Source organism: Devosia sp. (assembly GCF_025809055.1).
GTDB lineage: Bacteria > Pseudomonadota > Alphaproteobacteria > Rhizobiales > Devosiaceae > Devosia.
On sequence record NZ_CP075529.1, the window covers coordinates 1,453,386 to 1,479,708 of the forward strand.

Here is a 26,323-nt window from a genome sequence, read left to right on the forward strand (position 1 = left end):
TGTGCCAAGCCGCGCCTGATTTGACTAGGCCGCCACATCGCCCCCGGCATCACCATCATTGGCGGCAGCCAGTTCCAGAACCGGCTTGCGGGCAACGACAAGAATGCCGGTGATCGGCGCGCCTCGATCAAACCGCAGGATAGCTGTCTCGTAGCGCAGGATGTCCAGACCGGAAGCGAGGAGAATATTGCGAGTCGCCTCGACCCCATGCGCATAGCGCAGGCTGGGGCGCAGGAAGAGCTCCTCCTCACCGTCATGGGCTTCGAGAGAGAAAGCGACGAGCCCACCGGCACGCAGGGCAGGAACCAGGGCCGTCAGGACAGGCTGCAGGGCGCCACAATAGATGAGCACGTCGGCGGCGGTGACCAGATCGGCATCGGCACGACGCGCGTTGAGGGTCGCCACAAGCTCGCCCTTGTGCAGGCCATCATAGAGTTTCTTGCGCGCCGTCTCGGCGATCATGGCGGCGGAAATGTCCACGCCTTCGAGAAAATCCACCTTGGCCCGCAGGCGTTCGCCCATGAGGCCGGTTCCACAACCCAGGTCGAGTGCCCGCTCGAAGCGAGCCAGGCCCAGGCGATTCATCTCAGCCGCGACCAGGCCATCGAGCAGTTCAGGCACGCGATAGCCGAGCTTGCCGACAAGGGCCTGTTCAAACTGCGGCGCATATTGGTCAAACAGCGCTTCGACATAGCCGACCGCCGTGCCCTCACCCGCAGGACCAGCATCATGCGCGGCCAGCTTGAGACGCGCGCCGAACACCCCATGATCATCCAGCGCTTCGAGCTGCCGCCAAGCGGCAATGGCCCCTGCGACATTGCCGGCCTTTTCGTGGAGTTGCCCGAGCAGGTCCCAGCCCGCCGCCCAAAGGGGCACCATGTCCATGGCCTGCGCCATGAGGTCCGCCGCTGCGGCGTGGTCGCCGGCATCATCCAGCATCCGCGCGTAATCCGCGCGCCTGTCGGCGATCACATCGCCGGAAGAGTAAAACGCCTTGGCCAAGACGAAAGCTTTCATGAGAACCGGCCCGCTCGGCACGGCGCGCGGGGATTTGCCGGAATGCGGGGGAAAAGGCAAGTAAAATAGCATCTTGCGGGGCGTTCATCGCTTTTTGACCTTCCAAAAGCAGATCGCACGCCTACAATGGCATCAACCCGGCCTCAGACCGGTATTCGCTGGACGCAATGTCCAGATTCCCTGACCCGCCTTGCCCAGGGCGGGTGTTGTTGAACAGTCCCTGCTTGCCCCGGCGCGCCTCATGGTTTGCCGGCCGATTTGTCGTGCATAGACCCATATTGATGGATGGGATTTTTCAGGCTAGGGTCGCCGCATCGAATATTGCGGCCGACTGATCTGAAGACGCGAAGTCCATTCGCCACTGCTGACGTCATCTTCCGATATTTCGATATCTTTGAGGTTCCGGCCGGGTGCACGGTACGGGACCGCACCAGCAGACTGCACGAGGGAACGCGCATCATGGCTACGGGTACCGTTAAATGGTTCAACGGTCAAAAAGGGTACGGCTTCATTCAGCCGGATGAAGGCGGGGCGGACGTTTTCGTCCATATTTCCGCCGTTCAAAGGTCGGGCCTGAATGGCCTCGATGAAGGCCAGAAGGTCAACTACGAAATCGTCAAGGACAAGCGGACCGGCAAATCTGCCGCCGACAACCTGACCGCTGTCTGACCGGACCGGTCATTCCGCAGGATTGGGCGCACTCCAAGGAGTGCGCCCTATTTGTTTGGTCCGATCACTTTCCCTCGGGCGCGATCCGGATCAGCCGGCCATTATCGGCATCGGTCAGCGCATAAATGGCGCCATCAGCGCCGACGCGCACGTCACGTATCCGGCCCAACTCCCCCTGGAACAGGTCTTCCTGGCCGACAACCGCATCGCCCTCCAGGTCGAGGCGCACCAGCCTCTCGCCGCTCAGCCCGCCGCTGATGAGATCACCCTGCCAATCCGGAATGAGCGCACCTTCGTATATTGCGAGGCCCGACGGAGACACGGACGGATCCCAGTAGTGGAGCGGCTGCTCGAGTCCCTCCTTGGAATCTCCCTCACCGATCGGCAGACCTGAATAGTCGCGGCCATAGGTGATGACCGGCCAGCCATAGTTCTTGCCGCCTTCAACCAGGTTGAGTTCATCGCCGCCCTGGGCGCCGTGCTCCACCGTGAACAAGGCGCCATCGTCTGGCCGCACAACCGCCCCCTGCGGATTGCGGTGTCCGATGCTCCAGAATTCGGGCGCCCAACCGTCGCGCTGGGGATTGTCCTGGGGGATCGTTCCGTCCGGGGCAATGCGAACGACGCCGCCGGCCAGATCCAGCGGATCCTGCGCGCGTTCCATCCGCCCCCGGTCTCCCAGCGTCACAAACAGATTGCCATCGGTGCCGATGGCGATGCGCGATCCGAAATGGCGGGTCGAGGGATCATATTGCTCCGCCCGGAAGATTACTTCCTGGTCTTCGAGCCGCCCGCCATCTCCGTCGAGTTCGAGACGCCCGGCCATGACTGCTGTCGCCGCTCCGCGTTGCGCACCCACCGCCGAGGCAAGCTCGGCATAAGAGAGGTAAAGGCGCCCGCTTTCAGCGAAATCGGGCGCAAGGACAACGTCCAGGAGCCCACCCTGTCCACTTGCCGCCACAGCGGGAACCCCTTCGATGGGCGGGCCCGCCACGCCCTTTTCCACGACCCTGAGAGCCCCGCTGCGTTCGGTGACCAGAAAACGGCCATCCGGCAGGAAGGCCAGAGCCCAGGGATGATTCAGGCCCTCGGCGAGCACTGTCGCCGTCAGGGCCCCGGCGCTGGATTGAATGGTCTGTGCCTGCGTAGCCGACGTGCCGCTCAGGCCCAGTATCGCGGTCAGGACGATGGCACTCTTGGCATTGATCATGGTGTCTATTCCTCATCTCTGGCTCGGCAACCTCCCACGTTGCGAAAGCCATGGGGAGTGCCTATCTGCTTGGAGCACGACGGCTTGACCGGAACGCGGCAGGCAGGCAAGTTGGTGCGCATCTCCCCAAAAACTTATCGTGAAGCAGTCGCCGAACGAAGTTTGGCCGGGAGCCCCCGTGCCGAAAGGTCTGACCACACGGCACGATGTCAGTTTCAAAGCGTGTCGCGGCTGCGGAGGACGGGCCGCGCGCCATATTTTTGTTTGCCGAGCCGATTGGAGGCAGGATCAAATGGACAAGGTCCCGATGACGATTCAGGGCCATAAGGCCCTTACCGCCGAGTTCGAACACCGCACCAGCAGCGAGCGGCCACGCATCATCGATGCCATCGCCGAAGCGCGTGCGCATGGCGATCTCTCCGAGAATGCCGAATATTCCGCCGCCAAGGAACAGCAGAGCCTCAATGAAGGGCGGATCAAGGAGCTCGAGACCATTCTGGCCCTGGCCGACATCATTGATGTCACCAAGCTGTCGGGCGCCAAGGTCAAGTTCGGCGCCACGGTCACCTTCATCGACGAAGACACCGAAGACGAGAAAACCTACCAGGTCGTCGGCGACCCGGAGGCCGACGCTTCGGCCGGCCGCATTTCGATTTCCTCGCCCATCGCCCGCGCGATGATCGGCAAGGAAGAGGGCGATTCGTTCGAGGTCGCCGCGCCGGGCGGTTCGCGCAGCTACGAAATCACGCGCATCCGCTATATCTGACGCACAATTCTTAGGCACGGGGACCGCTCCCTGTGACTTTTCTGTTCACTCGCGCGGACAACGGCCCGGAGCGTGTGACTTTGCCTTGAAACCAGTCCCCTTCGCCCCTTAACTAAGGACGGAGGGTTCTTCCTGTCGAGTTGGAGAAGCGTTGCGATGCACGCGAAAGTCATCATCATCGGTTCCGGCCCCGCCGGCTACACCGCTGCCATCTATGCCGCCCGCGCCATGCTGGAGCCGCTCATGATTCAGGGGCTGCAACCGGGCGGCCAGCTGACCATCACCACCGATGTCGAAAACTACCCCGGCTTTGCCGATGTCATCCAGGGCCCCTGGCTCATGGACCAGATGAAGGCGCAGGCCGAGCATGTCGGGACCCGCATGGTCAACGACATCATCACCTCCGTGGATTTCGATCGCCGGCCATTCGTCCTGCATGGCGACAGCGGCGATACCTACACGGCCGACAGCCTCATCATTGCGACCGGCGCCCAGGCCAAGTGGCTGGGCCTACCCAGTGAACAGCAGTTCCAGGGCTTTGGCGTGTCCGCCTGCGCCACCTGCGATGGCTTTTTCTATCGCGGCAAGCAGGTGCTGGTGGTGGGTGGGGGCAATACCGCGGTCGAAGAGGCCCTGTTCCTCACCAATTTCGCCGAGAAGGTCATCGTCGTGCATCGCCGCGACGAGTTCCGCGCCGAGCGCATCCTGCAGGATCGCCTGTTCAAGAACCCCAAGATCGAAGTGCGCTGGAATACGGAAATCGCCGAAATCGGAGGGCAGGAAAAGCCGCCCTCGGTCAATACCGTCAGCCTGCGCAATACCACGACCGGGGAAATCTACGAGCAGCCGATCGACGGCGTCTTCGTGGCCATCGGACACGCACCTTCGACCTCGATCTTTGCCGGCAAGCTGGACATGAAGCCCGGCGGGTATCTCAAGGTCAAACCCGGCTCGACCGAAACCAACATTTCCGGCGTCTTTGCGGCCGGCGACGTGACCGACGATATCTATCGTCAGGCGGTCACCGCCGCCGGCATGGGCTGCATGGCCGCGCTCGACGCCGAACGCTTTCTGGCCGAACACGAATTGGCGGAGGCCGCCGAATAGGCGCGATGTCATGAAAGTGTCGGACTCTTCACGCGTCATCGCCCCGCCGGTCGCCTCTCTGGGGACCAATGGCGGCAAGCGGCCTGGCTGAACCGAACTAAGAAAGCGTCAAAACATGCTCGACTGGGACAAGCTCCGGATTTTCCACACCGCCGCCGAGTCGGGCAGTTTCACCCATGCCGCCGAAAAGCTGGGCATGAGCCAGTCGGCGGTCAGCCGCCAGATCTCTGCCCTCGAGGATGACCTTGGGCTCAAGCTGTTCATTCGCCATGCACGCGGGCTGGTATTGACCGAAGTCGGCGAACAATTGTTCCGCACCGCCCACCGGATGCACTGGGAACTCCAGCAGGTGGAAACCCAGATGTCCGAGAGCCAGGATGTGCCTACCGGCCCCCTGATCGTGACCACCACGGTCGGTATCGGCTCGACCTGGCTGTCTTCGCGGCTCGACGAGTTTCTAAAACTCTATCCGCTCATCCAGCTCGAAATCCGCCTCAATGACGCCGAACTCGATCTGGCCATGCGCGAGGCCGATGTGGCCATCCGTCTGCACCGGCCCAACCAGTCCGAAATGATCCAGCGCAAGCTGTTCACGGTGCACAACCACTTCTATGCCAGCAATTCCTATATCGAGGAGCATGGCACGCCCACCGCGCCCGAGGACCTCGACAATCACCGGATCATCAGCTTCGGCGAGCCGGTGCCGTCCTATCTCGGCGACATCAATTTCCTGGAGCGCATGGGCCGCGCCGATTCCAGCCCGCGCCGTGCTGCCCTGCGCGTCAATGCCATCTATGGCATGCTGCAGGCCTGCCGCGCCGGCATCGGTATCGCCATGCTGCCCGATTATGTGACCGAAAAGGAAGACGGGCTCGTCCAATTGCTGCCGGCCGTCGAGCTGCCAGCCTATGAGGCCTATTTCGTCTATCCGCCCGCCCTCAAGAATTCCAAGCGCGTCGGCGTCTTCCGCGACTTCCTGGTCGCCAAGGCCCGCGAGTGGAGCTTCTAACCAAACGCCCTGCCCGAGCACCCATGGCCCGCATCACCACAATAGCTTTCGATGCAGACGATACTCTCTGGCAGAACGAACAGTTTTTTCGCCTGACCGAGCAGCGCTTTGCCGATCTCGTGGCGCCCTATACGGACGCGCCCGACCTCAACGGCCGGCTGATCGAGGCGGTGACGCGCAATCTCTCCTTTTATGGCTTCGGCATGAAGGGATTTGCCCTGTCCATGGTCGAAACCGCCCTCGAGGTCACCGATCACAAGGTGCCCGGAACGGTCATTGCCGAGGTGCTGGCGGCCGGTCGCGAACTGCTCAGCTATCCCATTGAGACCCTGCCCCATGTCGATCAGGCGCTTGGTCGTCTGCAGGAGACACATCGGCTCATCCTCGTGACCAAGGGCGATGTCTTCGACCAGGAGCGAAAGGTGGCCGCCTCGGGTCTTGCCGGATACTTTGCCGCCATCGAGATCGTGAGCAACAAGGATCACGACACCTATCGGCGGGTCTTTGACCGGCATGCCGATGGTCCGGAACGCACCGTGATGGTCGGCAATTCGGTACGCTCCGACATCCTTCCGGCGCTTGAGGCCGGCGCTTATGCCGTTTACGTCCCCCATGATCTTACCTGGTCCTACGAGCACGCCGAGGAACCAGTCGCCCAACCCCGCTATGCGCGCATCGAACACCTCGGCGAACTCGAAGCGGCCCTGACCAGTTTCGAAAAGATCAATTGATCACCAGGCCGCCACTCAGCGGGCCCGCGCTCCAAAACTCTGCACAGACGGGTCAATGCCCTGTGTCAGGCGGTCGCACTCAAATTGCACCCATTGATTTCGTTTGAGAAATTCTCACGGCTTGCGAAAATCGCATGGCTGGCATGTCGGCAGCCTGATTGGCGGGGCGGAAGTCACCGCCTATATGGCACCCATCACAGCGGGTGTTTCTCCTCCCTCCCTTGCGCCCGCTGCGTTCCCTCCTGGCAGGTCTAGGCCTGCCGCCCTTTGGGCTCCGCTCTCCCCTCGAGCGGGGCCTTTCTTTTTGCCTGAAATCCGGCACGGCAAAAACGCATGGCTGACATGTCAGCAGCACTATTGCCGACTAAGTCAGTCGAGTTCATATATGTCCTCGTTGCTGAGGCGCGCTCCGATCTCCTCCTCCCTTCGGACCCCGCATCGCAACACCGAGCCAGACGATCGTATCCTCCTCCCTCGATCCACGGCTCATGGCAGTTGGCATACTCCTCCTCCCTTGCCATCTGCCCCACTTTCGATTTGGCCTCGGCCAGTCATTCGGCCCCATCTTCGGATGGGGCCTTTTTTCTTGGTCGAACCTGTCGCCAGCCTGTCAAACTGCACAATGATTGGTCAATTTGTCGCTGTGCCTAATGCATAGCTGACATGACAAGCCATGCATTGCTGACCAAACGGTCAAAACTTATATTGGCTTTGTCGCTGGTGAAGCCGCTCCGTATCCTCCTCCCTCGGACCCGCTTCTTGCGACACCGGGTTGCAACCGAATCCTCCTCCCTCGGTTGAAGCCCACCGGCCCGGCGCAAATCCTCCTCCCTTGCGCAAGGCCATCACTTGCGATTTGGCTTCGGCCCTATCATCAGGCTCCAACCTCGGTTGGAGCCTCTTTTTTTGCCGCCTGCCGTGTGAATTTGCATGGCAGCACTTCCGATTGCGCGTTTGTGATCGGGGGCCTTTCCGGGGATATTGCCTGCAACGGCGGCGCTCGTGGTGCACCGCCCCTCCAAGGTCAGCGGCCCCGGCCAAAGACCTACGGCCCCGCCCATCCCCTCGGGCGGGGCTTTTTTTGTTGTGCTGCTTGCAGCTAATTGAGATCCACGCCACCCAGAGCCACGACCGGCATGAACCGCGCCAGTTCAACGCGTATGACCTGCCCCATGCGGGGTGTCGGCCAGGCGGAGGACGCCACGGCCAGCCCGGCGGCGATATCGCCGTCCATCTGCAAGGTCATATGCGGCGTCCACGAGCCCGGCCGGTAATGCGGCCGAATTTTCTCAAGCGGCAAAGCCCCTGACACGGCTTGATGAAGCCTGTCGAGATCAGGGCTCGCCCCGCAGGCGAGCCAGCCTATGCTGGTGCCGGCAAAGCTGCGCGGCGGGCCAAGGCACAGCGAAAAACCCGGGGAGGCCAACGCCTCCAGTGCCGACCGCAAAGCCGGCTCGGCCGCGTCATCGTCCACCACCACGAGCGAGACGTGGGGCGCATAATCCAGGTCCAGCATGGCCCGGCAAATGTCAGAATCGGCCAGCGTCTTCCAGATACGCCGCACGTCAGCATCAGTTTGACTGTCAAACAGCAGGCTGACAGCCAGGGCCATCAGGAAATGCCCGCGCAGAACCCCTGGATACGACGTACCGCTTCTTCCAGTTCGGCATTGCTGGCGGCGTAGCTCAGGCGGAAATGACCCGGCAGGCCGAAGGCTGTGCCATGCACCAGTGCCACGCCAGTCTCTTCCAGAAGAGCCAGCACAAAGTCCTCGTCGGTCACAAGCCTTGTGCCGCCGGCGCTGGTCTTGCCCAGAAGCCGCTGGCAGGACGGGAACACATAAAACGCCCCTTCCGGCGTCAGGCAGTCGAGGCCCGTATTGGCGTTGAGACCGGCAACCACAAGATCCCGGCGTGCCTGAAACACGCTCCGCCATTCGACGAGGAAATCCTGCGGGCCGTTGAGCGCTTCCACCGCAGCCCATTGCGATATCGAGGACGCATTGGTGGTCGATTGTCCCTGCAGCTTCGTCATCGCCGCCAGCAATGGCCGCGGCCCGGTGCAATAGCCGATGCGCCAGCCGGTCATGGCATGGGACTTCGATACCCCGTTCATGGTCAGCGTCCGGGCACGCAGTTCCGGCTCGACCTCAGCGATCGTCGCAAAGGTCTTGCCGTCGTAAACCAGCACTTCGTAGATGTCGTCGGTCAGGATGTGTACCTGCGGATGGCGCAGCAACACATCTGCCAGTCCCTTGAGTTCATCGGCCGAATAGGCGGCGCCGGTCGGGTTGGATGGCGTATTGAGGATAAGCCACTTCGTTTGCGGGGTTATGGCCGCTTCGAGCACATCCGGCGTCAGCTTGAAGCCGGTGGAGGCATCGGCAACCGCAAAGACCGGCTCGGCGCCACACAGTCGCACGATTTCGGGATAACTCACCCAATAGGGCACCGGCACCACCACTTCGTCGCCCGGATTGAGCGTCGCAAGAAGCGCATTGAAGATGATCTGCTTGCCGCCCGACCCGACAAAACAATCAGCGGCGGTCACATCAAGGCCGTTATCCCGCCGGAACTTGGCGGCGACTGCCTCCTTGAGTTCGGCGATGCCATCGACATTGGTATAGCGTGTCTTGCCCTCGTCCATGGCCCGCTTGGCGGCGTCGCGTACATTTTCCGGCGTGTCGAAATCCGGCTCGCCCGCGGAGAGCGCGATAATGTCGCGCCCCTCGGCGGCCATCACGCGCGCCTTCTGACTGATCGCCACCGTCGCGGACGGCGCAACCCGACCCAGAGCCTCAGACAGCAAACCCATTGGTGCCTCCCGATTGACAGGCACCGATGTACTGCAAGGTAAAGAGCGGGGGAAGCCCGTCGCTCAGATATTGAGGCCGGGTATGCGGCGCAGCAGCACGCCGTGCACCCGCCAGCCTTCATCCGGTTCGTTGCGCAACTGATAGAGCGCTTCCCAGCCCACCCGCTCGGCATCGAGCAATTCGACCACCTGGATCACGAAATCAGGTTCGATCTGGCGATACTCGCCGAAACGGTGCGACTGCGACTCTATGATCGGCAAATAGCCGATCCGGCCGATATCGGCGACGAAACGCTCCGGATCGTCATAAACCTGGCGAAAACTCTGGCCGGCGAAACTGAGGGCGATTTCGGGTTCGCCGTCGCGCAGTGCCTCGATCTGGCCGGTTACCGTCAGTTGCCAGGGCAAGGCTTCGTCCTGTGCCCAGACCGGAAAAGCCAATAGGGCCATGGTCGTCAAGATCATCATCAAACGCATGTCGTACCTCCCTCTAAAGCGTTCTCAGGAAAAGTGGACGTCGCTTGTCTCCTCGGGCATCGACCTGAAGATCGAAAACGCGACCAGCCGAAACGCTCTCGTGCCACAAATTTGCCGTCAAATGGTCCGCCAACAACCGCCTTCGCTTCACAGTCAAACCAAATTGGCGTGGTGTTCTATGAGGACTGGAAGCGAGGAAAGACGTCGGTCCCATGCATAAATCTACGTCCCCCAGGCGCAAAAGTTTCAAATTGCTCTCTGCCCTGGGTACCGGCCTCGTTGCCGCTGTGCCTCTGATTGCCCTTCTCGTCGGCGTGACCCCGGCGCAGGCGGCCAATTTCGTAGCCCAGCCCGACACCCAGATAGCCGTATTCATGGTGCCACTGACCCTGCTTTTGGTGGTGCTGCTTTTCGAGGCCGTCCGATTTGTCCGGCGCGGCACGATACCCGCTCAGGTGCCTTCCCGCCGTCCCCGCCCAATGCACTGGGCCAAGGACGACCGGTCCTGAGCCATACTTCCCCCCTGACGACACTGGCCGGCCTCTGTGCCGGCCTTTCTTTTGACTTTCTGACTATTGCCCATAGCGCCGGAGAGGTTCACACTCGCCGCGATCAGGAGGATAGACCATGCAAGTCGAGACCATCCTTCAAGCCAAGGGCATCACTGTCCTTACCCTGCCCGCCAGCGGCACCCTGGCCGACGCGGTGGCATTGCTCAACGCCCACAATATCGGCGCCGTGGTTATCACCGGGCCCGATGATCAGATCGCCGGCATCCTGTCGGAACGGGACATTGTCCGGCAATTGGGCAAGAACCCGACGGGTGCCCTCTCCCTGCCGATAGCATCCTGCATGACCAAGGGCGTGGTGACCTGCGAACGTCTCACCATGATCGACGAGGTCATGGAGCGGATGACACAGCGCCGCATCCGCCACATGCCGGTGGCCGAAAACGGGCGGCTTGTCGGCATCATTTCCATTGGCGACGTCGTCAAGCACAAGATCGCCGAAGTCGAGCACGAGGCCGAGGCCCTGCGCGAGTATATCGCCAGCTGATGCAGGTCAGTCCCGCAGCCGGATCAGTCCCGCCTCGGTGGGCCTGAAACCGCATTGCCTGTAGAACGCATCCAGATGCGGCTCGAAATCGACATGCAGCCACTCGGCCCCGCGTGATCGCGCCAGTCCAACCGCCTCGCCCACGATCCGTGTGGCAAGCCCCTGCCGCCGGTAGTCCGGATCAACTCCGGTATCGAGCAGGAAGGCATGGACCCCGCCGTCCCAGGCGATATTGACAAAACCTACCACGCGCTCGCCTTCCATGGCCACGACATGGCCGAGGCTCCGCGCCAGCACCGCCTCGTACCGGTCCGAAATGGGCGCGCCCCAGGCCCGGGACCAGAAGGCCGAAAGGGCCTCCAAAGGCACCGGTACATCCGCCAGAATCCGAACCATTCATCCTCCACATTACCAACCTGACCAAGCTTTCATCCAGCCGCAAGGTCGGGAACAGACGGTTCTGCCTATTGTGCTCTGCGTGCCGGTTCCCGGCCAATCCCATGCAAAGGATATTCGACCATGAAGACGATTACGACCACCGCCATCGTGGCCCTGCTGACGACATCGATCGGCCTTGGCGCACTGGCTCCCGTTCTGGCGCAGGACGCCACCACGACCCCTCCCGCCCAGACTGAACAGGCCACGACCGCGCCGGACGCCAAGGCACCGGGTTTCCGTCCCGGCAATGGCGGCCCCGGCCCGCGCCAGGCTGGCGCGCTCGGCGGTCTCTTCGGCTTCGCCCGCGGCGCCGAGGGCGTTGAAATCGCCCTGGTCCGCCTCAGCCACGCCATCGAGATGACCGATGCACAGCAGACGCTGTTCGACACCCTCAAGACCGACGCCCTCGCAGCGGCCGCCCAGTTCGAAACTGCCACCGAAGGTCTCCGCCCCGCCGCCCCGGCTGCCGGCGAAACCCCGGTTCGCCCGGATATTGCAGAGCGTCTCGAGAACCGCATCGCCCTCGAAAGCGCCCAGCTTGCCGCGCTCGAAGCCGTGCAGCCGGCCTTTGCGGCCTTTTTCGACAGCCTGACCGATGAGCAGAAGGCCGAGCTCACCCCGGACCGCCCGGCGCAGCGCCAGTTCGGCGAACGCCATGGCGGCCCCGGCCAGAACCGGCATCAGGACGGCGGCCAGCGCCCGATGCCGCGCCCGGGTGTCCAGGCGCCCGCCGCCAACGGCTGATCACCCCAGACCGGTTCGCCGCTCTCCTTCGGCGGCGAACCATGCCGCGGCACGCCCCCTGCTTCGCCGCGAAGAAACCCCGGCTCTCAACAGCCGGGGTTTGCTTTTGGCCACGGCTCCACTACCAATCGGGCAATTCCCCAGTCCGGACCGACCATGACCACCCTGCCCCTCGATCCCGCCCGCATCCGTGCCCTCTTTCCCGCCTTCGACGAACCGGGGCTGGCGAACCAGGCCTTCTTCGAAAATGCCGGCGGCTCTTACACCGCACAGCCGGTGCTGGACCGGCTCGAGCATTTCTATCGCGCCACCAAGGTGCAGCCCTATGGCGTCTATGCGGCGTCCGCCAAGGCGGGCGAGGCGATGAACCACGCCTTTGAGCGCATGGCTGCCGCCTTCAATGTCAGCGCCGACTGGATCCATTTCGGCCCCTCGACCTCGGCCAATACCTATGTGCTGGCCCATGCCTTCGGCGGCTGGCTCAGGCCCGGCGACGCCATCGTGGTGACCAATCAGGACCACGAGGCCAATACCGGCAACTGGCGGCGGCTGGCGCAGCGCGGCATCGCGATCCGCGAATGGGCCGTCGATCCGCGCACCGGGCGCCTCAGCCTCAACACGCTCGACCCCCTGCTCGACGGCAAGGTGAAGCTCGTCGCCGTGCCGCATTGCTCCAATGTGGTCGGCGAAATCAACCCGGTGGCCGACATCGCCACCCGCGCCCATGCCGTGGGCGCCGTGCTGGCCGTGGACGGTGTGAGCTACGCCCCCCACGGCATTCCCGACCTCATGGCGCTGGGCGCGGACATCTACATGTTCTCCGCCTACAAGGTCTATGGCCCGCATCAGGGCATCATGGCCATCCGGCCCGAGCTCATGGCGCAATTGCCCAATCAGGGGCATTATTTCAACGACAGCAAGCCCCGCTACCGCCTGACCCCGGCCGGCCCCGACCACGCCCAGATCGCCGCCAGCGCCGGCATTGCCGACTATCTCGAACAGGTCGCCGCCCTTGCCGGCGACGCCGTGCCCGGCGCAAATCCCTTCCGCCGCGCCCATACCGCCATGCGGGCGCAGGAGGTGGCGCTGATGCGGCCGCTCATGGATTTCCTCGCCCAGCGCAACGACATCACCCTGATCGGCCCCGCCGAGCCCGAATTGCGCGCCCCCACCATTGCGCTGCGCCATGCCGAACCCGGCCTCGACCTCGCAAAACGCCTCGCCACCCACGGCATCATGGCCTCGGGCGGCAATTTTTACGCCGTGCGCCTGCTCGAAGCCCTGGGCATAGACCCGCACCACCATGGCGTGCTGCGCCTCTCCTTCGTGCACTATACGAGCCCCGAAGAGGTGCAGAAACTGATCACCGCGCTCGACGCCGTGCTTTGAGCCCCGGAGCGTTTTCAGGACAAGCGGCGCCACTTGCCGCAAACGCCCTGAGGCAGAACCCGGACGTGCGGACGCGGCGCGGGGCCGGATGGCGGCGCGCTGGACAGGGTCAGGCGGTGCCCGAGGCGGTCTTCGCCTCGCTGGTTTTAGTTTTGGAGACGCAGATCGCCTCGGGCGCCGGGTTTTCGGATCCGGCGCACCCGGCCTTTGAACGCTCGTCGCGGGCCGCCGCGCCGGAAACGCGAGCACTGGAGCGACCCAGCCTCCCCGGCTCCCCCGCCCGGTCGCTGCAGGCCGCCCCGCGGGAGATGCGGCGATTATGCGGGGGGGTTTAGGGGCGGGGATAAGATTTTTTGGGGTGGGCTGTGCCGCGGCAAGAGTGCCTTGGCGGCTCAATTTTGGGCGAGAAGGTCATGTGCGCGTCCAGCGACAGACCCCACCAAACACCCGATGTCACCCCGGCGAAGGCGGGGTCCATCCTGAGATATTTCGGCCCACACTGCCAGCGGTTTTGCCCGGGCATCCGGAGATGGGCCCCGGGCCAAGCCCGGGTTGACATTCAGAGTGTTGACGGCAATGCGCTCAAGACCGCAACCCTATGGTTGGCAATGCTCTGCACGTTACATTTCCTTCCTTCTCCCCTTGAGGGAGAAGAGCCTGCCCCTGGCGCAAACGGGGGTTCCCGAAGGGCGTATGAGGGGAGTTGTGCATTCTCACGCTCAGCGCCTGTGAACCGGCCGTATGCGCTCACCTGATCTGGCGCTGCGACACCCTGCAAACTTGACTTCGTCCATCCAAGTGCCGTTCGAGTACGGCTGTTCGAGGTTGTCCTTCAAGCAGCGTAAACTATTTTTGGAGCGAATCTCGATCCCCGTCATTCTTCGGCCGTGTCAAGCTTGTTTAGTGATTGAGTCGCACGTATCACTGTCTTGCCTGATGAGGAGCACACCATGGCCAAAGCTCGAACCCTTGATCCGACCGGACAAAGTGGTGCTAGAGAAATATCGACGGGCAGAATATCCTCAGTAAACAGTGTAAAAATCGACAGTAATTCTGGTCGATGGCTTGCGATTCCACCAAGGGGTAAAGATTCTCCTGATCACACTGTGATTCGGAGTGTTGCCCCAGATGGCTCGGCGCGTACTTTACAAAAAAAGTGACTGGAAGCGGCTGGCTGGTGGCGTAGTTGCGTCAACGCTTACTCCAGAGCCATATCGGGCGGAAGTTCGTAAGGACTATGCTCGGCTGATACACTGCCCTGCATTTCGGCGCCTTCAAGGGAAGACCCAACTTTTCCCCGGGCAGGAGAGTGACTTTTTTCGTAATAGACTTACGCACTCGTTGGAAGTCAGTCAGATCGCCAAGTCAATCGCGATCAAGCTCAATCAAACTCGATCTGAGCTAAAGAGCACTCCCATAGATACAGACCTAGTCGAGTTTGCCGCATTGGCGCACGATATCGGGCATCCACCCTTTGGCCACAATGGGGAGCATGCGCTAGATCAGCTCATGATCGACAATGGTGGCTTTGAGGGCAACGCGCAGACGCTTAGACTGATCGCAAAAATCGAAAAGAAGGCGACCGAGGACTTTCCGTCGAAGTCAAATCGCCCCCTCCCCTTTGATGCTGCGCATCGAGACCTTCGAAAGGGCCTCAACCTTACCGCTCGTACTTTGGCGTCCGTGCTAAAGTATGACGCTGAGATACCGGCAAACCGAGCTGCCCGGTTGGCTGCCGGTACGGATAAGAACGCGCATAAAGGTTACTATCAGCTCGAAAATGATCTAGTGACATGGATCAAGGGGTCAGTTGGACACAGTGGAGATCTGCCGTTCAAAACTGTCGAATGCCAAATAATGGATATCGCAGACGATATTGCGTACTCGACGTATGATTTAGAAGATTCTCTGAAGGCAGATTTTCTTTCACCCGTGATGATGATTGCTATGAGCGATGATTTCAAAGGGCGGCTAATAGAGAAGGTCAAAGGTAATATTGAGAAACATTATAGTCACATACCCGTCGCTGACCGCGAATTCACCCTTTCTGAAATGAACGCAATTCTCGCTAAATTGTTCTCTGGCACCCTAACGCCTGGTCCAGAGGTGTTGTCGCGATTCGATCATAGAGTGTCGTTTGAGGAGGCGGCATTTATATTTTCTTCTTCAACATATGACCGGTCTCGTGAACTTGGAAGGAATGGATATTTAAGGACGGCATTTACTTCGTTTTTAGTTGGTTCATTTGTGCGTGACGTGGAATTTGAATACAATTCTTCTGCTCCAGCTTTGTCGAAAGTGCGGCTTTCGCTTTCCACTTTCAAAATTGTGGAAACGCTTAAGCACTTTTCGTTTCAACTCCTGATCGAGTCGCCGCGGTTGAAACTTGCTGAAAAGAGAGGGTCAGAAATAATTGGAAAAATATTCTCCACCCTGAATGATGATCACGCCCTTTTGCCAGATGACTGGAAAGGTATTTGCAAAAGTTACGATAACTCTCATTTTCAGCAACGCACGATTTGTGACTATATCGCGGGAATGACGGATGCATATTGTGTTGAGTTGCATTCACGTATTACTGGTACCAATCCTCCCTCCATGTGGAAGCCTCACTAGGACCTTGAGGAATAGTGTCAGGTGATGCCTCTTGGTTTCACGCCGTTGAGACAGCATATTCGCTCTGAATTTTGGTGAAAGCAGAAAGTCTGCCGCTCAATCGCAAGGAGTGAGAGGGGAGACCGGTGAGCGTTGCGACATCTGAGCTGATTTCCAGAGGTTCAAATGCCATCGAACGTTTCAGGGACGAATAGTCCCTCGGGTCAGGCCCGAGGGTGACGGAGGGTATGGGGAGGCACTTGCGCCAGCCGCCCTCGCGGTTCGAGGCTTCGCTGCGCTCCGCACCTCACCATGTGCGCGGCGGGATTGAGGTTCTTGTTGGGTACCCCCACCTAACCTCCCCCTGATAGGGGGAGGGACTGATCCGGTATGTGGCGCTATCGGTGGATATGCCACTCCTCGCTTGATAGGTGGGACCCATCCGCTATGCCGCGCTATCGGCAATGAACCACTGCTCCTCCCCCTGTCAGGGGGAGGCCGGGTGGGGGTATTTACGAAGCATGCGGACATTCAAGGAAGTGCAGAGCCCTCGGGGCAAGCCCGAGGGTGACGTGCGGTGGGTGTGGAAGGCTCCCTCAACCGGCGCTGCGCGCCGATCATGCCGGTCGAGCGTAGCTCTCACGGCCTTCTCCTTTCGGATTGCTCCACTGGAGCAATCCGGCCTCCGGCACACTGCGAAGCCCCGAAGGGGCGAGGTGATTACGAGACCTCCCCCGCCATTCGAGCGTAACGCTCAGGGACTGCTCCGCTCAAATCGCTCCACTCGAGCGTTTTGCCGATGATAGGTCGGAATAAGACGGCACAAGCAATCACTGGCTGTCATCCCGGCCCCCGGGTCGCGTCGCGCCCGAGGGCAGGCTCTTGAGCCGGGATCCATCTTGAGATCTCAGGATGGGCCCCGGCCTTCGCCGGGGTGACAATCGAGTGTGTGGGTAACGCAGCGAACAGCTACGACACCTCCCCCGCCATTCGAGCGTAGCTCTCATGGCCTCGTGCATTCAAATCTCTCCAGCGGAGAGATTTGCCCGACCGTGGAAGGCCCCCTCACCCGGCGCTGCGCGCCGACCTCTCCCCGTAGGGGCGAGGTGACTAAGAGACCTCGCCTTCGAGAGTATCCAGCTCCATCTCCCGCAGCCGCTTCACCTCGTCCCGCAGCCTTGCTCGGCCATTCGAGCGTAGCTCTCATGGCCTTCTCCCCTGAGATCGCTCCACCGGAGCGATTTCGCCGCGCCGCGGCCGGGTCGAAGTCTCAAAAATTCGAGAAAGCCGCTATGAAATCTCTCCCGCCAAGGTATCGAGTTCCATTTCGCGAAGGCGTTTGACTTCGTCGCGGAGGCGGGCGGCTTTCTCGAATTCCAGGTTCGTCGCGGCTTCGCGCATTTCGCGTTCCAGGTCCTTGATGACCGTGGCGAGATTGTCGCCGGTGACGGTCTTTTCCTTGCCGTCCTTGCCCTTGCCGATGGAGATCGTGACGTGGTCGCGTTCGGCGACGGAGTCGACGATGTCGTTGATGCGGGCTTTCACCGATTGCGGGGTGATGCCATTGGCGGTGTTGAAGGCGATCTGCTTTTCGCGGCGGCGGTTGGTTTCGGCCAGGGCGCGTTCCATCGAGCCGGTTTCCTTGTCGGCATAGAGGATCACCTTGCCGTCGACATTGCGCGCGGCGCGGCCGATGGTCTGGATGAGCGAGGTTTCGGAGCGCAGGAACCCTTCCTTGTCGGCGTCGAGAATGGCCACGAGCCCGCATTCGGGAATGTCGAGGCCTTCGCGGAGCAGGTTGATGCCCACCAGCACGTCGAAGGCGCCGAGGCGCAGGTCGCGGATGATCTCGATGCGCTCGATGGTGTCGACGTCCGAATGCATGTAGCGCACGCGAATGCCCTGTTCGTGCATATATTCGGTGAGGTCCTCGGCCATTTTCTTGGTGAGGACGGTGCACAGCGTCCGGTAGCCGGCCTTGATGGTCTGGCGGATTTCGTCGATGACGTCATCGACCTGATGGGTGGCCGGGCGGATTTCCACCGGCGGATCGATCAGCCCGGTGGGGCGGATGACCTGTTCGGCAAAGACGCCGCCGGTCTGCTCCATTTCCCATGAGCCGGGCGTGGCCGAGACATAGACCGATTGCGGGCGCATGGCGTTCCACTCCTCGAAACGGAGGGGCCGGTTGTCCATGCAGGAGGGCAGGCGGAAGCCGTATTCGGCCAACGTGGCCTTGCGGCGCAGGTCGCCGCGATACATGGCGCCGAGCTGGCCGATGGTGACATGGCTTTCATCGACGAAGACCAGGGCATTGTCGGGCAGATATTCGAACAGGGTCGGCGGCGGCTCGCCGGGTTTGCGGCCGGAGAAATAGCGCGAATAATTCTCGATGCCGGCGCAGGAGCCGGTGGCTTCCATCATTTCGAGATCGAACAGGGTGCGCTGTTCCAGCCGCTGGGCCTCGAGGAACCGCCCTGCCCCGTTGAGCTCCTGCAGGCGCGCGGCGAGCTCGGACCGGATCAGCTTGATCGCCTGGTTCATGGTGGTGCGCGGCGTCACGTGGTGGGAATTGGCATAGACGCGGATGAAGGTGAGATCGGCGCTCTTCTTGCCGGTCAGCGGATCGAATTCGGTGATCGATTCCACCTCGTTGCCGAAGAGCGTCACGCGCCAGGCGGCGGCTTCATAGTGGGCCGGGAAGATTTCGACCGTGTCGCCACGCACCCGGAAGGTGCCGCGCACGAAGCCGGTATCGCCGCGCTTGTATTGCAGGGCCACGAGCTTGGCGAGCAACTGGCGCTGGTCGATCTTTTCACCCTTCTGCACGTCGATGGTCATGGCGGTGTAATCTTCCACCGAGCCGATGCCGTAGATGCAGGAGACCGAGGCGACGATGATCACGTCATCGCGTTCAAGGATCGCGCGCGTCGCCGAGTGGCGCATGCGGTCGATCTGCTCGTTGATGGTGGATTCCTTCTCGATATAGGTGTCGGTGCGCGGGACGTAGGCCTCGGGCTGGTAATAGTCGTAGTAGGAGACGAAATATTCGACCGCATTGTCGGGGAAGAAGCCCTTGAACTCCGAATAGAGCTGGGCGGCCAGGGTCTTGTTGGGGGCCAGGATCAGCGCCGGGCGCTGGGTCTGGGCGATGACCTGGGCGGCGGTGAAGGTCTTGCCGGAACCGGTGACGCCGAGCAGCACCTGGTCGGTCTCGCCGTTTTCAACGCCTTCAATGAGCTCGGCAATGGCGGTGGGCTGATCGCCGGCTGGGGTGTAGCTCGTATCGAGGCGGAAGGGGCGCGAGGCACCGCTCTTGGTCGGGCGCTCCGGGCGATGCGGCACCCAGGGGGCGGAGCCTTCCACTTCCTTGCGGCCGTGCAGGATGATCTGCTCGAGCGCCTTGACCGTGGCGGTGACGCCGACAGTGGTGGCGCCGGAAACATCCTCGCCCTTCTTGGCCTTGTTCTTCCTGACCGAGGCATCGAGCGCCTCGCGCAGCTTGGCCTGGGTCTCGGGATCGGCAGCGGCGGCGCGGGAAATGTCGCGTGCGGTCATGGCCTTGGAGGGCATGTGGCCGAACCCGGCCTGCGGCGCCTCGCCCATGCCGTCGAAATCGACGCGATCGACCGAGTTGATCTTGGTCTTGCCGGTCTTTTTCGACATGCCGGTGGCGGTGTCGTTGTTCGACTTGGTGGTCCGGCGCTTTTCCAGTGCGGTTTTGGGTTCAGCTTTCTCAGCCGCCTCGGCGCGGTCGAGGGCCCGCTTGTTCTTCATCCGCTCGGCATAGAGCGGCTTGGACGCGGCAATATCCTCGGCCTTTTCGATTTCGGCAAAGAACTCGTCGATGGAGAATTCGGCCTTGCCGGGGCGAGTGGATTTGGGGGCCATGGCGCTGATCTCGGGGGCTGGGGAAGCGACTCACATGGGGAACGAGGCGCGCAGATGCAATGTTCCTGATCACACTAGCAAAGCCTGAACGGAGAGGGAACGGGGGCTACTGACAGCGCGAGTCAGGAACGTTCCGTCTCCGCCGTCGCCCTGTGCGGGGAGGCGCCTTTTGGTTCAGCGGCCCGGCTTGGTGGCGAACCAGATCAGGTGCCGTCCGCCCTTGCCATTGCTGCGTTCGCGGACCGGCACTTCTTCGACGGCCATGCCGGATTGGCGGAGGCGTTTGGTGAAGGGGGCGTCTGTATAGGCGGACCAGACCGCCAGGTGACCGCCGGGCGTGAGGGCGGCCTTGGCGGCGGCGAGACCAGTAGCGCTATAGAGGCGGTCGTTTTCGGGCCGGAACAGGCCATCGGGACCGTTGTCCACATCGAGCAGGATGGCGTCGAAGGGCTTGCCCGAGGTGATGGCGGTGGCAACGTCGCCGAGATGAATGGTGACACGCGGATCATCGAGGCTGGTGCCGTGAATGGGAGCCAGCGGGCCGCGGGCCCAGGCGACGACGGCCGGGACCAATTCGGCAATGACGATCTGGCAATCGGGGCCGAATGCCGCGAGGGCGGCGCGAAGGGTGAAACCCATACCCAATCCGCCGATGAGAATACGGGCCCTGGGGCGCTTGCCGATGCGGGCCGCCGAAAGGGTGGCCAATTGTTCCTCGGAGCCACTCATGCGGCTGTTCATCAGGCCGATATTGTTCGACATGATCGAAAACTCGGCGCCGCGCTGCATGAGTTTGAGCACACCGCCGCCCGGCATGGTGGCTTCATCGAGTTTTTGCCAGGGGATCATCATGGGTCCTGTGAGAAATGGCGGGCCAGCCTGACATAACTGCCGCGTGCCCCACCAGCAAGGCAGGCGGGCATCAAGCGATGAATGCGTCGCGATCAGGTGGGGCCAGGCGACGGCTTGTCCTGCTTGCCATCGATCAGCGCCGCAATGCCGTCGAGCAGGCGCGCCAGGCCAAATTCGAAAGCCAGGTGCGGGTCGCCCAGGCCGAAGAGTTCGCCGACTATGGGGCCGACCCGGTTGGCAACCCGAAAGGCCGAAAAATCCAGGGTCTCGAGGAAGGGGGCAATGGCGTACCACCATTCGTCGTCGCTCATGCCGGTCTGCTGCTTCACCATGCTGGCGCGGGCGGCGTCGCGGACGGCGCCAAAGACATAATTGGTGACGAGGGCGACGGTCATGTCCATTTCGACCTCGTCCAGACCCAGCCCATCCACGGCGCGCAGGATGGCCTCATAGGCGCGCATGGTCTTGGGGCCAAGGACCGGGCGATGGGTGGTCACCTGCAGGGTCCAGGGATGGGCCAGATAGAAGTCGCGCAAGCTCCGGGCAATGAAGCTGATATTGTCGCGCCACTGGGCCGGCTCGAACTCGGGGATGGGCGCATCGTCCGGGCCGCCGGAGACCATATCCAGCATCAGATCGATCAGCACCGCCTTGTCGGGGATGTAGGTGTAAAAGCTCATGGGCGAGATCCCCACGGCTTCCGCCACCCGCCGGGTCGACACGGAATCGATGCCTTCATCATCGGCAATGGCAATGGCCGCAGCGACCAGATCCGTCCAGGCGAGCCGGCTCTTCGGCCCTCGCTTTCCGGTTTCCGACCGGCCCCAGAGCAGGTTCAGGGACTTGAGCGGGTCGCCCTTGCCGGCAAATTCTTCGGCCATGCTGCCTTCCAAAAAATAACTCTTTACGCCGTACAAAGTTATGTTAAACGTTGTGCGGCGTATAGAGTTTAAGGCGCGCGGCAATAAATGTCGAGCGCGCCTGATCTGTCGCAATCGTCACAGGCAAGGGGAGCAAGGATGATACATGCACGGGATTTGACCCGCAGCTTCAAGACCAAGACCGGATTGGTGGAGGCCGTGCGGGGCCTGAGCCTTGACGTGGCTGAGGGGGAACTGGTGGCGTTTCTCGGACCCAACGGGGCGGGAAAATCGACGTCTGTGCGGATGCTGACGACATTGCTGCCCCCCAGCTCAGGCAGCGCCAGCGTGGCAGGCTCGGATATCGGAACCGACCCGGCCGGTGTGCGCCGAAAAATCGGTTATGTGGGCCAGGGGAGCGGCGCCGGACAGTATTACAAGCTGCGCGACGAGCTGCTGACCCAGGGTGCGGCCATGCGCATGGACCCGGCAGCGGCCCGGAGGCGGGCCGACGAACTGCTTGGCATGCTGGAACTGACGGGTATGGAAGATCGGATCGGCTCGACCCTCTCGGGCGGGCAGAAGCGGCGGCTCGACGTGGCGCTGGGGCTGATGCACAGCCCGAGCCTGTTGTTCCTGGATGAACCCTCAACCGGCCTTGATCCGCACAGTCGTGCCAATCTCTGGGAGCATGTGTTGCGGCTGCGGCGGGAAACCGGGATGACCATCTTTCTCACCACGCACTATCTGGACGAGGCCGACACCATGGCCGAGCGGGTCCTGGTCATGGATCACGGCCAACTCATCGCCGATGACACCCCTGCCCGTCTCAAGGCCAATCTGGCCGGCGACCGGATCAGTATAGGGTTGGCCAATAGCGACAAGGCCCTGGCCGCCGAGCTGGCGCAGAACCTGCCCCAGGCCCGGGATGTGGTGGTGGAGGATTGCAAGATCCTGGTCACGGTTCGCGAGGGCGAGGCGCTGCTGCCCGAATTCATCCGGCGGCTGCACGAAAAGGGCGTCGATGTCGCCACCGCCTCGGTACGCCGTCCGACGCTGGATGACGTGTTTCTGGGCCTGACCGGCCGGTCGCTGCGCGAAGCGCAGGCGGCAGCGGCCTGAGAGGAGAAGCAAGATGGACTTTCTTTATGACGTGAAGACCTCCTTCGTGCGGGAAATGAAACCGCTGATCTCCGGATGGGTCTGGCTGGCCTTCGGACTGGTGCAGCCGCTGCTCTATATCGGGCTGTTCGTGCCCCTGCTGGGCGATGTGGGCGGCGACGGCGTTTCGGCATTGCAATGGTTCATCCCCGGCATGATGGTCATGCTGACCCTGTTCGGGACCGCCATGGTGGGCTGGAGTCTGACCGAGGAATTGCTCTCGGGCGTACTCGAGCGCTTCCTCGCCACCCCGATGAGCCGACCGGCGATCCTGATGGGCCGGGCGCTCAAGGAGATGTTCCCGCTCTTCTTCCAGGCGGTGGTGATGATCGTGATCGCCGTGCCATTCGGGCTGCGGCTGTTTCCGGTCGAAATGCTCTATGGCCTGGTCCTGCTTGGACTGTTCGGCGTCGGCGTGGCAGCTTTGTCCTATGCACTGGCCATAGCCGCCAAGAACAACACCTCGCTGTTCTACATGGTCAGCCAGTCGGTGGCGCTGCCGCTGATGCTGCTGGGCGGGGTGCTGCTGCCGCTCGACGGCGGTCCGGATTGGCTGTACATCGCCTCGCGTTTCAATCCGCTGACCTATCTGATCGAAGCCGAGCGGGCCCTGTTCGTGGGTGAGCTTTTCAACGTGACGGTTCTATACGGCACGGTGGTGGTCGGCGTAACGCTGGTCGTCGGACTGGCCGTGGGCGCCACCGCGATACGCCGGGCCAGCCTATGACGGCCTTGAGAAAAGTCGCGCCGGGGTTTGTCGAAATCCCGGCCGGTGCTTCGTCATCTGGGCAGCGGGCAGCAATGGGCTGGCCCAAAGGGGGAATGAAAGATGAAAATTGCTGGTTGGGTTCTGACCGGGCTGATCGCCCTGTTCATGCTGGGTGCTTCGGTCGCGCCCAAACTCCTGCAGATGGACGTCGCCTATGACGCCATGGAGGTCATTGGCTGGCCGCCGAAATACCTGCTGCTGATCGGCGCGATCGAACTGGCCTGCGTGCTGCTGTTCGTCATTCCGCGCACGGCGCTGCTCGGGGCGGTCTTGTTCACCGGCTTGCTCGGGGCCTCGCTGGCGGCGAACCTGCGGGTCGACAATCCGATGTTCAGCCACACGCTGTTCTCGATCTATCTGGGTACGGCCACCTGGGTCGCGCTGTGGCTGCGGGACGAGCGGGTGCGGCGGGTCTTTCCGCTATTGAGCTGAACCCGCCGAAACGCAAACGGCGCCGCTCGAAAGCGGCGCCGGACTGACCAGGAAGCACTGACCTCAGAAGGTCTGATAGCTGGTAATCGTGTTGTTGTAGAAGCCCAGATTGGGGCGATCGGTCGAGACCGTCGCGCAACTTCCGGCATACCAGGCATTGGTGCAGACCGTGACCTGGGCGCCGCCATAGACGCGGATGGACGAGATGGAATTGTTCCAGCCACCGGCAATGGCAGGCTCGTTGACGCCGGCCGCGACGCAGAACTGGGCGCCGGTAAAATTGCTGTTCTTCCAGAAGCACACCTTGGGCGTGGGGGCCGGCGGCGGCGGGGGCGGCGGTGCGTCACCGATGCCGAAGGAGAAGCTGGGGCCACCCGGGCCGACGGTTACCCCGAAATTGAACGGGATATCGGACGACGAGCTGCCGCCGCCGCCACCGCCGGAGGTCGCAGCCAGGTAGTTCTTGGACACCCAGCCATCGGTGCCGCCGCTGCGGTCGACGAAACACCAGTTGCCCTGGCACTGCTTGACGTCGACAGCTTCGCCGGTGGAGAGCGTGCCGACCTTGGCATAGCCGGTGCCGGGACCGGTGCGGACATTGACATTGCCGGTGGCGACACCGGGGACGGCCCAGGCGGCCGAAGTGGAGATGATGGACACGAGCGCGACGGCGGTGCCCAGAGTGATGCGTTTGACGGACATTGTGGTTCCCTCTGTTTCTGCGCGGTGATTGTCCACCGCGTTTCTGAGGGGATTAGGCGCCTTTGGCCCTGAACTGGCGCTGAATGCACCATTTAGGCAGGGCGCCCGAAAGCGGCCGGAATCCGGCCACACCTATGAACAGATGCCCTGTTCTCAATAGACGCGGATCGAGGACAGGGACCGGCGCAGATATTGGTCGAGCACCGGCTGGTCGCTGATGATGCGCTCGCAATAGGATTGGAACTTGCGGTCGCGGCAGGCCGCGGCGGAGACATCGCCGGTGATGCGCACCGAGGAAAACACGTTGTCGAGCCCCCACAGCGCCAGGTCGTTGAACACCTCGCCCGGCCCGGCGCAGAGGGCGCGACCGCTAAAATGAGTGCCGGTATAGAAGCAGACTTCGCCCGGCCCGCCGGCCCCATAGTTGAGGCGCGGGCCGGTCCGCGGCCAGGCCGGGGTCTGGCCAAAGCCGATATGGTAGCGGTCGGCCCAGCCGCGGCCGCCCGGGCCATCGACCAGGCACCACAATTCCTGGCAGCGCAGGATATGGATGGCGACCTTGCCTTCGATCTCGCCGGAGCGGTCATAGGCCGGCCCCGGGCCGCTGCGCAATTCTAGCGTCTTGCGGCTCCAGCCATGGCTGCCCGGCGCGTCGTCGGCCTGCGCCGGAGCCATCAGGGCAGTGAAGAGGCTGGCGAGCAGCACGACAAAGGCAGCAAAGCGCATGGAGGCACCCGAATTTCTGGACCGGCAACAGGTTAGCCCGCCGCGCCGGGCATTGCAAAGCAAAGTGCCGCCCTTTTGGGGCGGCACCGAAGGTCTGTCTGTCGCGCGTGTTAGCGGATGCGGATCGACTGGATGTAGTCGTCAAAATCACCCAGCGAATAGGCGCTGGTCGCATAGGTGCGGCAATTGCGGAAATCGGGCTCGGTGCACACTTCCACGGCCAGGCGATTGTCATTGCCGATCGAAGAGATCCGGTCGTTCCAGCCGCCCAGATTGCGGACACGGTCACCCTGCTTGAGGCAGAAGCTGATGCCGCGCAGGTTCTGGTTGTCATAGAAGCAGGCCTGGGCAACCGGCTCGGGTTCCGGACGCGGCGGGCGCGGCGGCTGGGGTTGCGGCTGCGGCTGCGGTTGGTTGCCGACGCCGATATTGAACGAGGGACCATTGGGTCCAATGGTGAAGCCGAAGCTCAGGCCCGGCTGCTGCGGATTGACCGGGCGGCCATCGGCAGCCAGGTAATTGGCCGAAACCCAGCCATCGGGGCCCGAACGCACCACATAGCACCACGAACCCTGGCAGCGCTGCACATCGACGCGTTCGCCACGGGCTGCGGTATCGACGACCTGGAAGCCCGTGCCCGGACCGGTGCGCACGTTGACATGGGTGGTCACCGTGCCGGGAGCCGCCTGGGCGGCCGGCAGGAACACCACCACGGCAGCGGCCGCAACGGCGATACCGGTGACGACATTCAGCAGTTTCTTGCGCATTTGACGATGCATTTCTACGCTCCCTCTGCGGCGTTGGTCCGGCTCCGAACATTCGGAGCGACGCGATCGGCCACGCCGGCCTTTTGAAAATCTATGCCCAGGAACGGGGAAAGCAGACAAATAGTTCCTCGCACCAGGCGA

At 62.3% G+C, this 26,323-nt stretch carries 25 protein-coding genes; 13 read left to right on the plus strand and 12 right to left on the minus strand.

Features of this window, described 5'->3' with window-relative positions; translation table 11 throughout:
* Positions 1–24: 24 nt before the first annotated feature.
* A complete protein-coding gene (locus KIT02_RS07115; RefSeq protein ID WP_297584130.1) occupies positions 25–1,017 on the minus strand; it encodes a methyltransferase in 993 nt (330 codons plus the stop codon).
* 459 nt (positions 1,018–1,476) lie between these two features.
* Here KIT02_RS07115 and KIT02_RS07120 point away from each other — a divergent pair, with 459 nt between their 5' ends.
* Positions 1,477–1,686 carry a cold-shock protein gene (locus KIT02_RS07120; protein WP_297584133.1) on the plus strand — a complete coding sequence of 70 codons (210 nt, stop codon included), beginning with the start codon at positions 1,477–1,479 and terminating at the stop codon, positions 1,684–1,686.
* A 64-nt stretch (positions 1,687–1,750) separates the two neighbouring features.
* Here KIT02_RS07120 and KIT02_RS07125 read toward each other — a convergent pair whose 3' ends face one another.
* On the minus strand, positions 1,751–2,896 hold the full coding sequence (locus KIT02_RS07125) for a PQQ-dependent sugar dehydrogenase (protein WP_297584135.1): 1,146 nt from the start codon (positions 2,894–2,896) through the stop codon (positions 1,751–1,753).
* 292 nt (positions 2,897–3,188) lie between these two features.
* Between KIT02_RS07125 and greA the strand changes: the two genes are divergently transcribed.
* The 4 genes from greA (at position 3,189) to KIT02_RS07145 (ending at position 6,509) form a co-directional block, all read left to right on the plus strand.
* Positions 3,189–3,662 (plus strand): transcription elongation factor GreA, encoded by a 474-nt coding sequence (greA, locus tag KIT02_RS07130; protein WP_297584138.1) that lies wholly within the window; start codon positions 3,189–3,191, stop codon positions 3,660–3,662.
* Between the two features lie 156 nt (positions 3,663–3,818).
* Positions 3,819–4,769: a thioredoxin-disulfide reductase gene (gene trxB / locus KIT02_RS07135; protein ID WP_297584141.1), complete on the plus strand. Its 951-nt coding sequence runs from the start codon at positions 3,819–3,821 to the stop codon at positions 4,767–4,769.
* Between the two features lie 115 nt (positions 4,770–4,884).
* Entirely contained in the window at positions 4,885–5,778 is an 894-nt protein-coding gene (locus KIT02_RS07140) for a LysR family transcriptional regulator (RefSeq protein ID WP_297584144.1), read from the plus strand.
* Positions 5,779–5,801: 23 nt separating this feature from the next.
* Positions 5,802–6,509, plus strand: a complete 708-nt coding sequence (locus tag KIT02_RS07145; RefSeq protein WP_297584147.1) for an HAD family hydrolase — start codon at positions 5,802–5,804, stop codon at positions 6,507–6,509.
* Between the two features lie 1,099 nt (positions 6,510–7,608).
* On the opposite strand, the gene KIT02_RS07150 is transcribed toward KIT02_RS07145, so the two are convergent.
* From KIT02_RS07150 to KIT02_RS07160, 3 genes are all read right to left on the minus strand, one after another.
* The gene (locus KIT02_RS07150; RefSeq protein WP_297584149.1) at positions 7,609–8,121 is read right to left on the minus strand and encodes a 2'-5' RNA ligase family protein; all 513 of its coding nucleotides are present in this window, start codon (positions 8,119–8,121) and stop codon (positions 7,609–7,611) included.
* On the minus strand, positions 8,121–9,323 hold the full coding sequence (locus KIT02_RS07155) for a pyridoxal phosphate-dependent aminotransferase (RefSeq protein WP_297584151.1): 1,203 nt from the start codon (positions 9,321–9,323) through the stop codon (positions 8,121–8,123). The genes KIT02_RS07150 and KIT02_RS07155 overlap by 1 nt, the downstream gene beginning before the upstream one ends.
* Before the next feature lie 63 nt (positions 9,324–9,386).
* Positions 9,387–9,800: a DUF4864 domain-containing protein gene (locus tag KIT02_RS07160; RefSeq protein WP_297584154.1), complete on the minus strand. Its 414-nt coding sequence runs from the start codon at positions 9,798–9,800 to the stop codon at positions 9,387–9,389.
* A gap of 251 nt (positions 9,801–10,051) precedes the next feature.
* On the opposite strand from KIT02_RS07160, the gene KIT02_RS07165 reads away from it, so the two are divergent.
* Both KIT02_RS07165 and KIT02_RS07170 read left to right on the plus strand, forming a co-directional pair.
* Positions 10,052–10,309, plus strand: coding sequence for a hypothetical protein (locus KIT02_RS07165; protein WP_297584156.1), 258 nt, complete (start codon positions 10,052–10,054; stop codon positions 10,307–10,309).
* A gap of 118 nt (positions 10,310–10,427) precedes the next feature.
* Entirely contained in the window at positions 10,428–10,856 is a 429-nt protein-coding gene (locus tag KIT02_RS07170) for a CBS domain-containing protein (protein ID WP_297584158.1), read from the plus strand.
* Between the two features lie 6 nt (positions 10,857–10,862).
* Here KIT02_RS07170 and KIT02_RS07175 read toward each other — a convergent pair whose 3' ends face one another.
* The gene (locus KIT02_RS07175; RefSeq protein WP_297584160.1) at positions 10,863–11,252 is read right to left on the minus strand and encodes a GNAT family N-acetyltransferase; all 390 of its coding nucleotides are present in this window, start codon (positions 11,250–11,252) and stop codon (positions 10,863–10,865) included.
* 123 nt (positions 11,253–11,375) lie between these two features.
* Between KIT02_RS07175 and KIT02_RS07180 the strand changes: the two genes are divergently transcribed.
* The 3 genes from KIT02_RS07180 (at position 11,376) to dgt (ending at position 16,043) form a co-directional block, all read left to right on the plus strand.
* Positions 11,376–12,038: a Spy/CpxP family protein refolding chaperone gene (locus KIT02_RS07180; protein WP_297584162.1), complete on the plus strand. Its 663-nt coding sequence runs from the start codon at positions 11,376–11,378 to the stop codon at positions 12,036–12,038.
* Between the two features lie 156 nt (positions 12,039–12,194).
* Positions 12,195–13,427, plus strand: coding sequence for an aminotransferase class V-fold PLP-dependent enzyme (locus KIT02_RS07185; protein ID WP_297584165.1), 1,233 nt, complete (start codon positions 12,195–12,197; stop codon positions 13,425–13,427).
* Positions 13,428–14,555: 1,128 nt separating this feature from the next.
* The gene (gene dgt / locus KIT02_RS07190) at positions 14,556–16,043 is read left to right on the plus strand and encodes a dGTP triphosphohydrolase (protein WP_297584167.1); all 1,488 of its coding nucleotides are present in this window, start codon (positions 14,556–14,558) and stop codon (positions 16,041–16,043) included.
* A gap of 1,269 nt (positions 16,044–17,312) precedes the next feature.
* Here the strand turns inward: dgt and uvrB are convergent.
* The 3 genes from uvrB to KIT02_RS07205 form a co-directional block, all read right to left on the minus strand.
* Positions 17,313–19,913, minus strand: a complete 2,601-nt coding sequence (gene uvrB / locus KIT02_RS07195) for an excinuclease ABC subunit UvrB (RefSeq protein ID WP_297584169.1) — start codon at positions 19,911–19,913, stop codon at positions 17,313–17,315.
* A gap of 174 nt (positions 19,914–20,087) precedes the next feature.
* A complete protein-coding gene (locus KIT02_RS07200; protein WP_297584171.1) occupies positions 20,088–20,762 on the minus strand; it encodes a hypothetical protein in 675 nt (224 codons plus the stop codon).
* A gap of 95 nt (positions 20,763–20,857) precedes the next feature.
* A complete protein-coding gene (locus KIT02_RS07205; protein WP_297584173.1) occupies positions 20,858–21,646 on the minus strand; it encodes a TetR/AcrR family transcriptional regulator C-terminal domain-containing protein in 789 nt (262 codons plus the stop codon).
* 138 nt (positions 21,647–21,784) lie between these two features.
* Here KIT02_RS07205 and KIT02_RS07210 point away from each other — a divergent pair, with 138 nt between their 5' ends.
* From KIT02_RS07210 to KIT02_RS07220, 3 genes are all read left to right on the plus strand, one after another.
* A complete protein-coding gene (locus KIT02_RS07210; protein ID WP_297584175.1) occupies positions 21,785–22,747 on the plus strand; it encodes an ATP-binding cassette domain-containing protein in 963 nt (320 codons plus the stop codon).
* Positions 22,748–22,760: 13 nt separating this feature from the next.
* Positions 22,761–23,513: an ABC transporter permease gene (locus tag KIT02_RS07215; RefSeq protein ID WP_297584178.1), complete on the plus strand. Its 753-nt coding sequence runs from the start codon at positions 22,761–22,763 to the stop codon at positions 23,511–23,513.
* Between the two features lie 102 nt (positions 23,514–23,615).
* A complete protein-coding gene (locus KIT02_RS07220; RefSeq protein WP_297584180.1) occupies positions 23,616–23,987 on the plus strand; it encodes a DoxX family protein in 372 nt (123 codons plus the stop codon).
* 63 nt (positions 23,988–24,050) lie between these two features.
* Here KIT02_RS07220 and KIT02_RS07225 read toward each other — a convergent pair whose 3' ends face one another.
* The 3 genes from KIT02_RS07225 to KIT02_RS07235 all read right to left on the minus strand — a co-directional run bounded on the left by KIT02_RS07225 (position 24,051) and on the right by KIT02_RS07235 (position 26,194).
* The gene (locus tag KIT02_RS07225; RefSeq protein ID WP_297584182.1) at positions 24,051–24,689 is read right to left on the minus strand and encodes an SH3 domain-containing protein; all 639 of its coding nucleotides are present in this window, start codon (positions 24,687–24,689) and stop codon (positions 24,051–24,053) included.
* Positions 24,690–24,842: 153 nt separating this feature from the next.
* Positions 24,843–25,415, minus strand: a complete 573-nt coding sequence (locus tag KIT02_RS07230) for a hypothetical protein (protein WP_297584185.1) — start codon at positions 25,413–25,415, stop codon at positions 24,843–24,845.
* A gap of 110 nt (positions 25,416–25,525) precedes the next feature.
* Positions 25,526–26,194 (minus strand): SH3 domain-containing protein, encoded by a 669-nt coding sequence (locus tag KIT02_RS07235; protein WP_297584188.1) that lies wholly within the window; start codon positions 26,192–26,194, stop codon positions 25,526–25,528.
* Positions 26,195–26,323 lie beyond the last annotated feature (129 nt).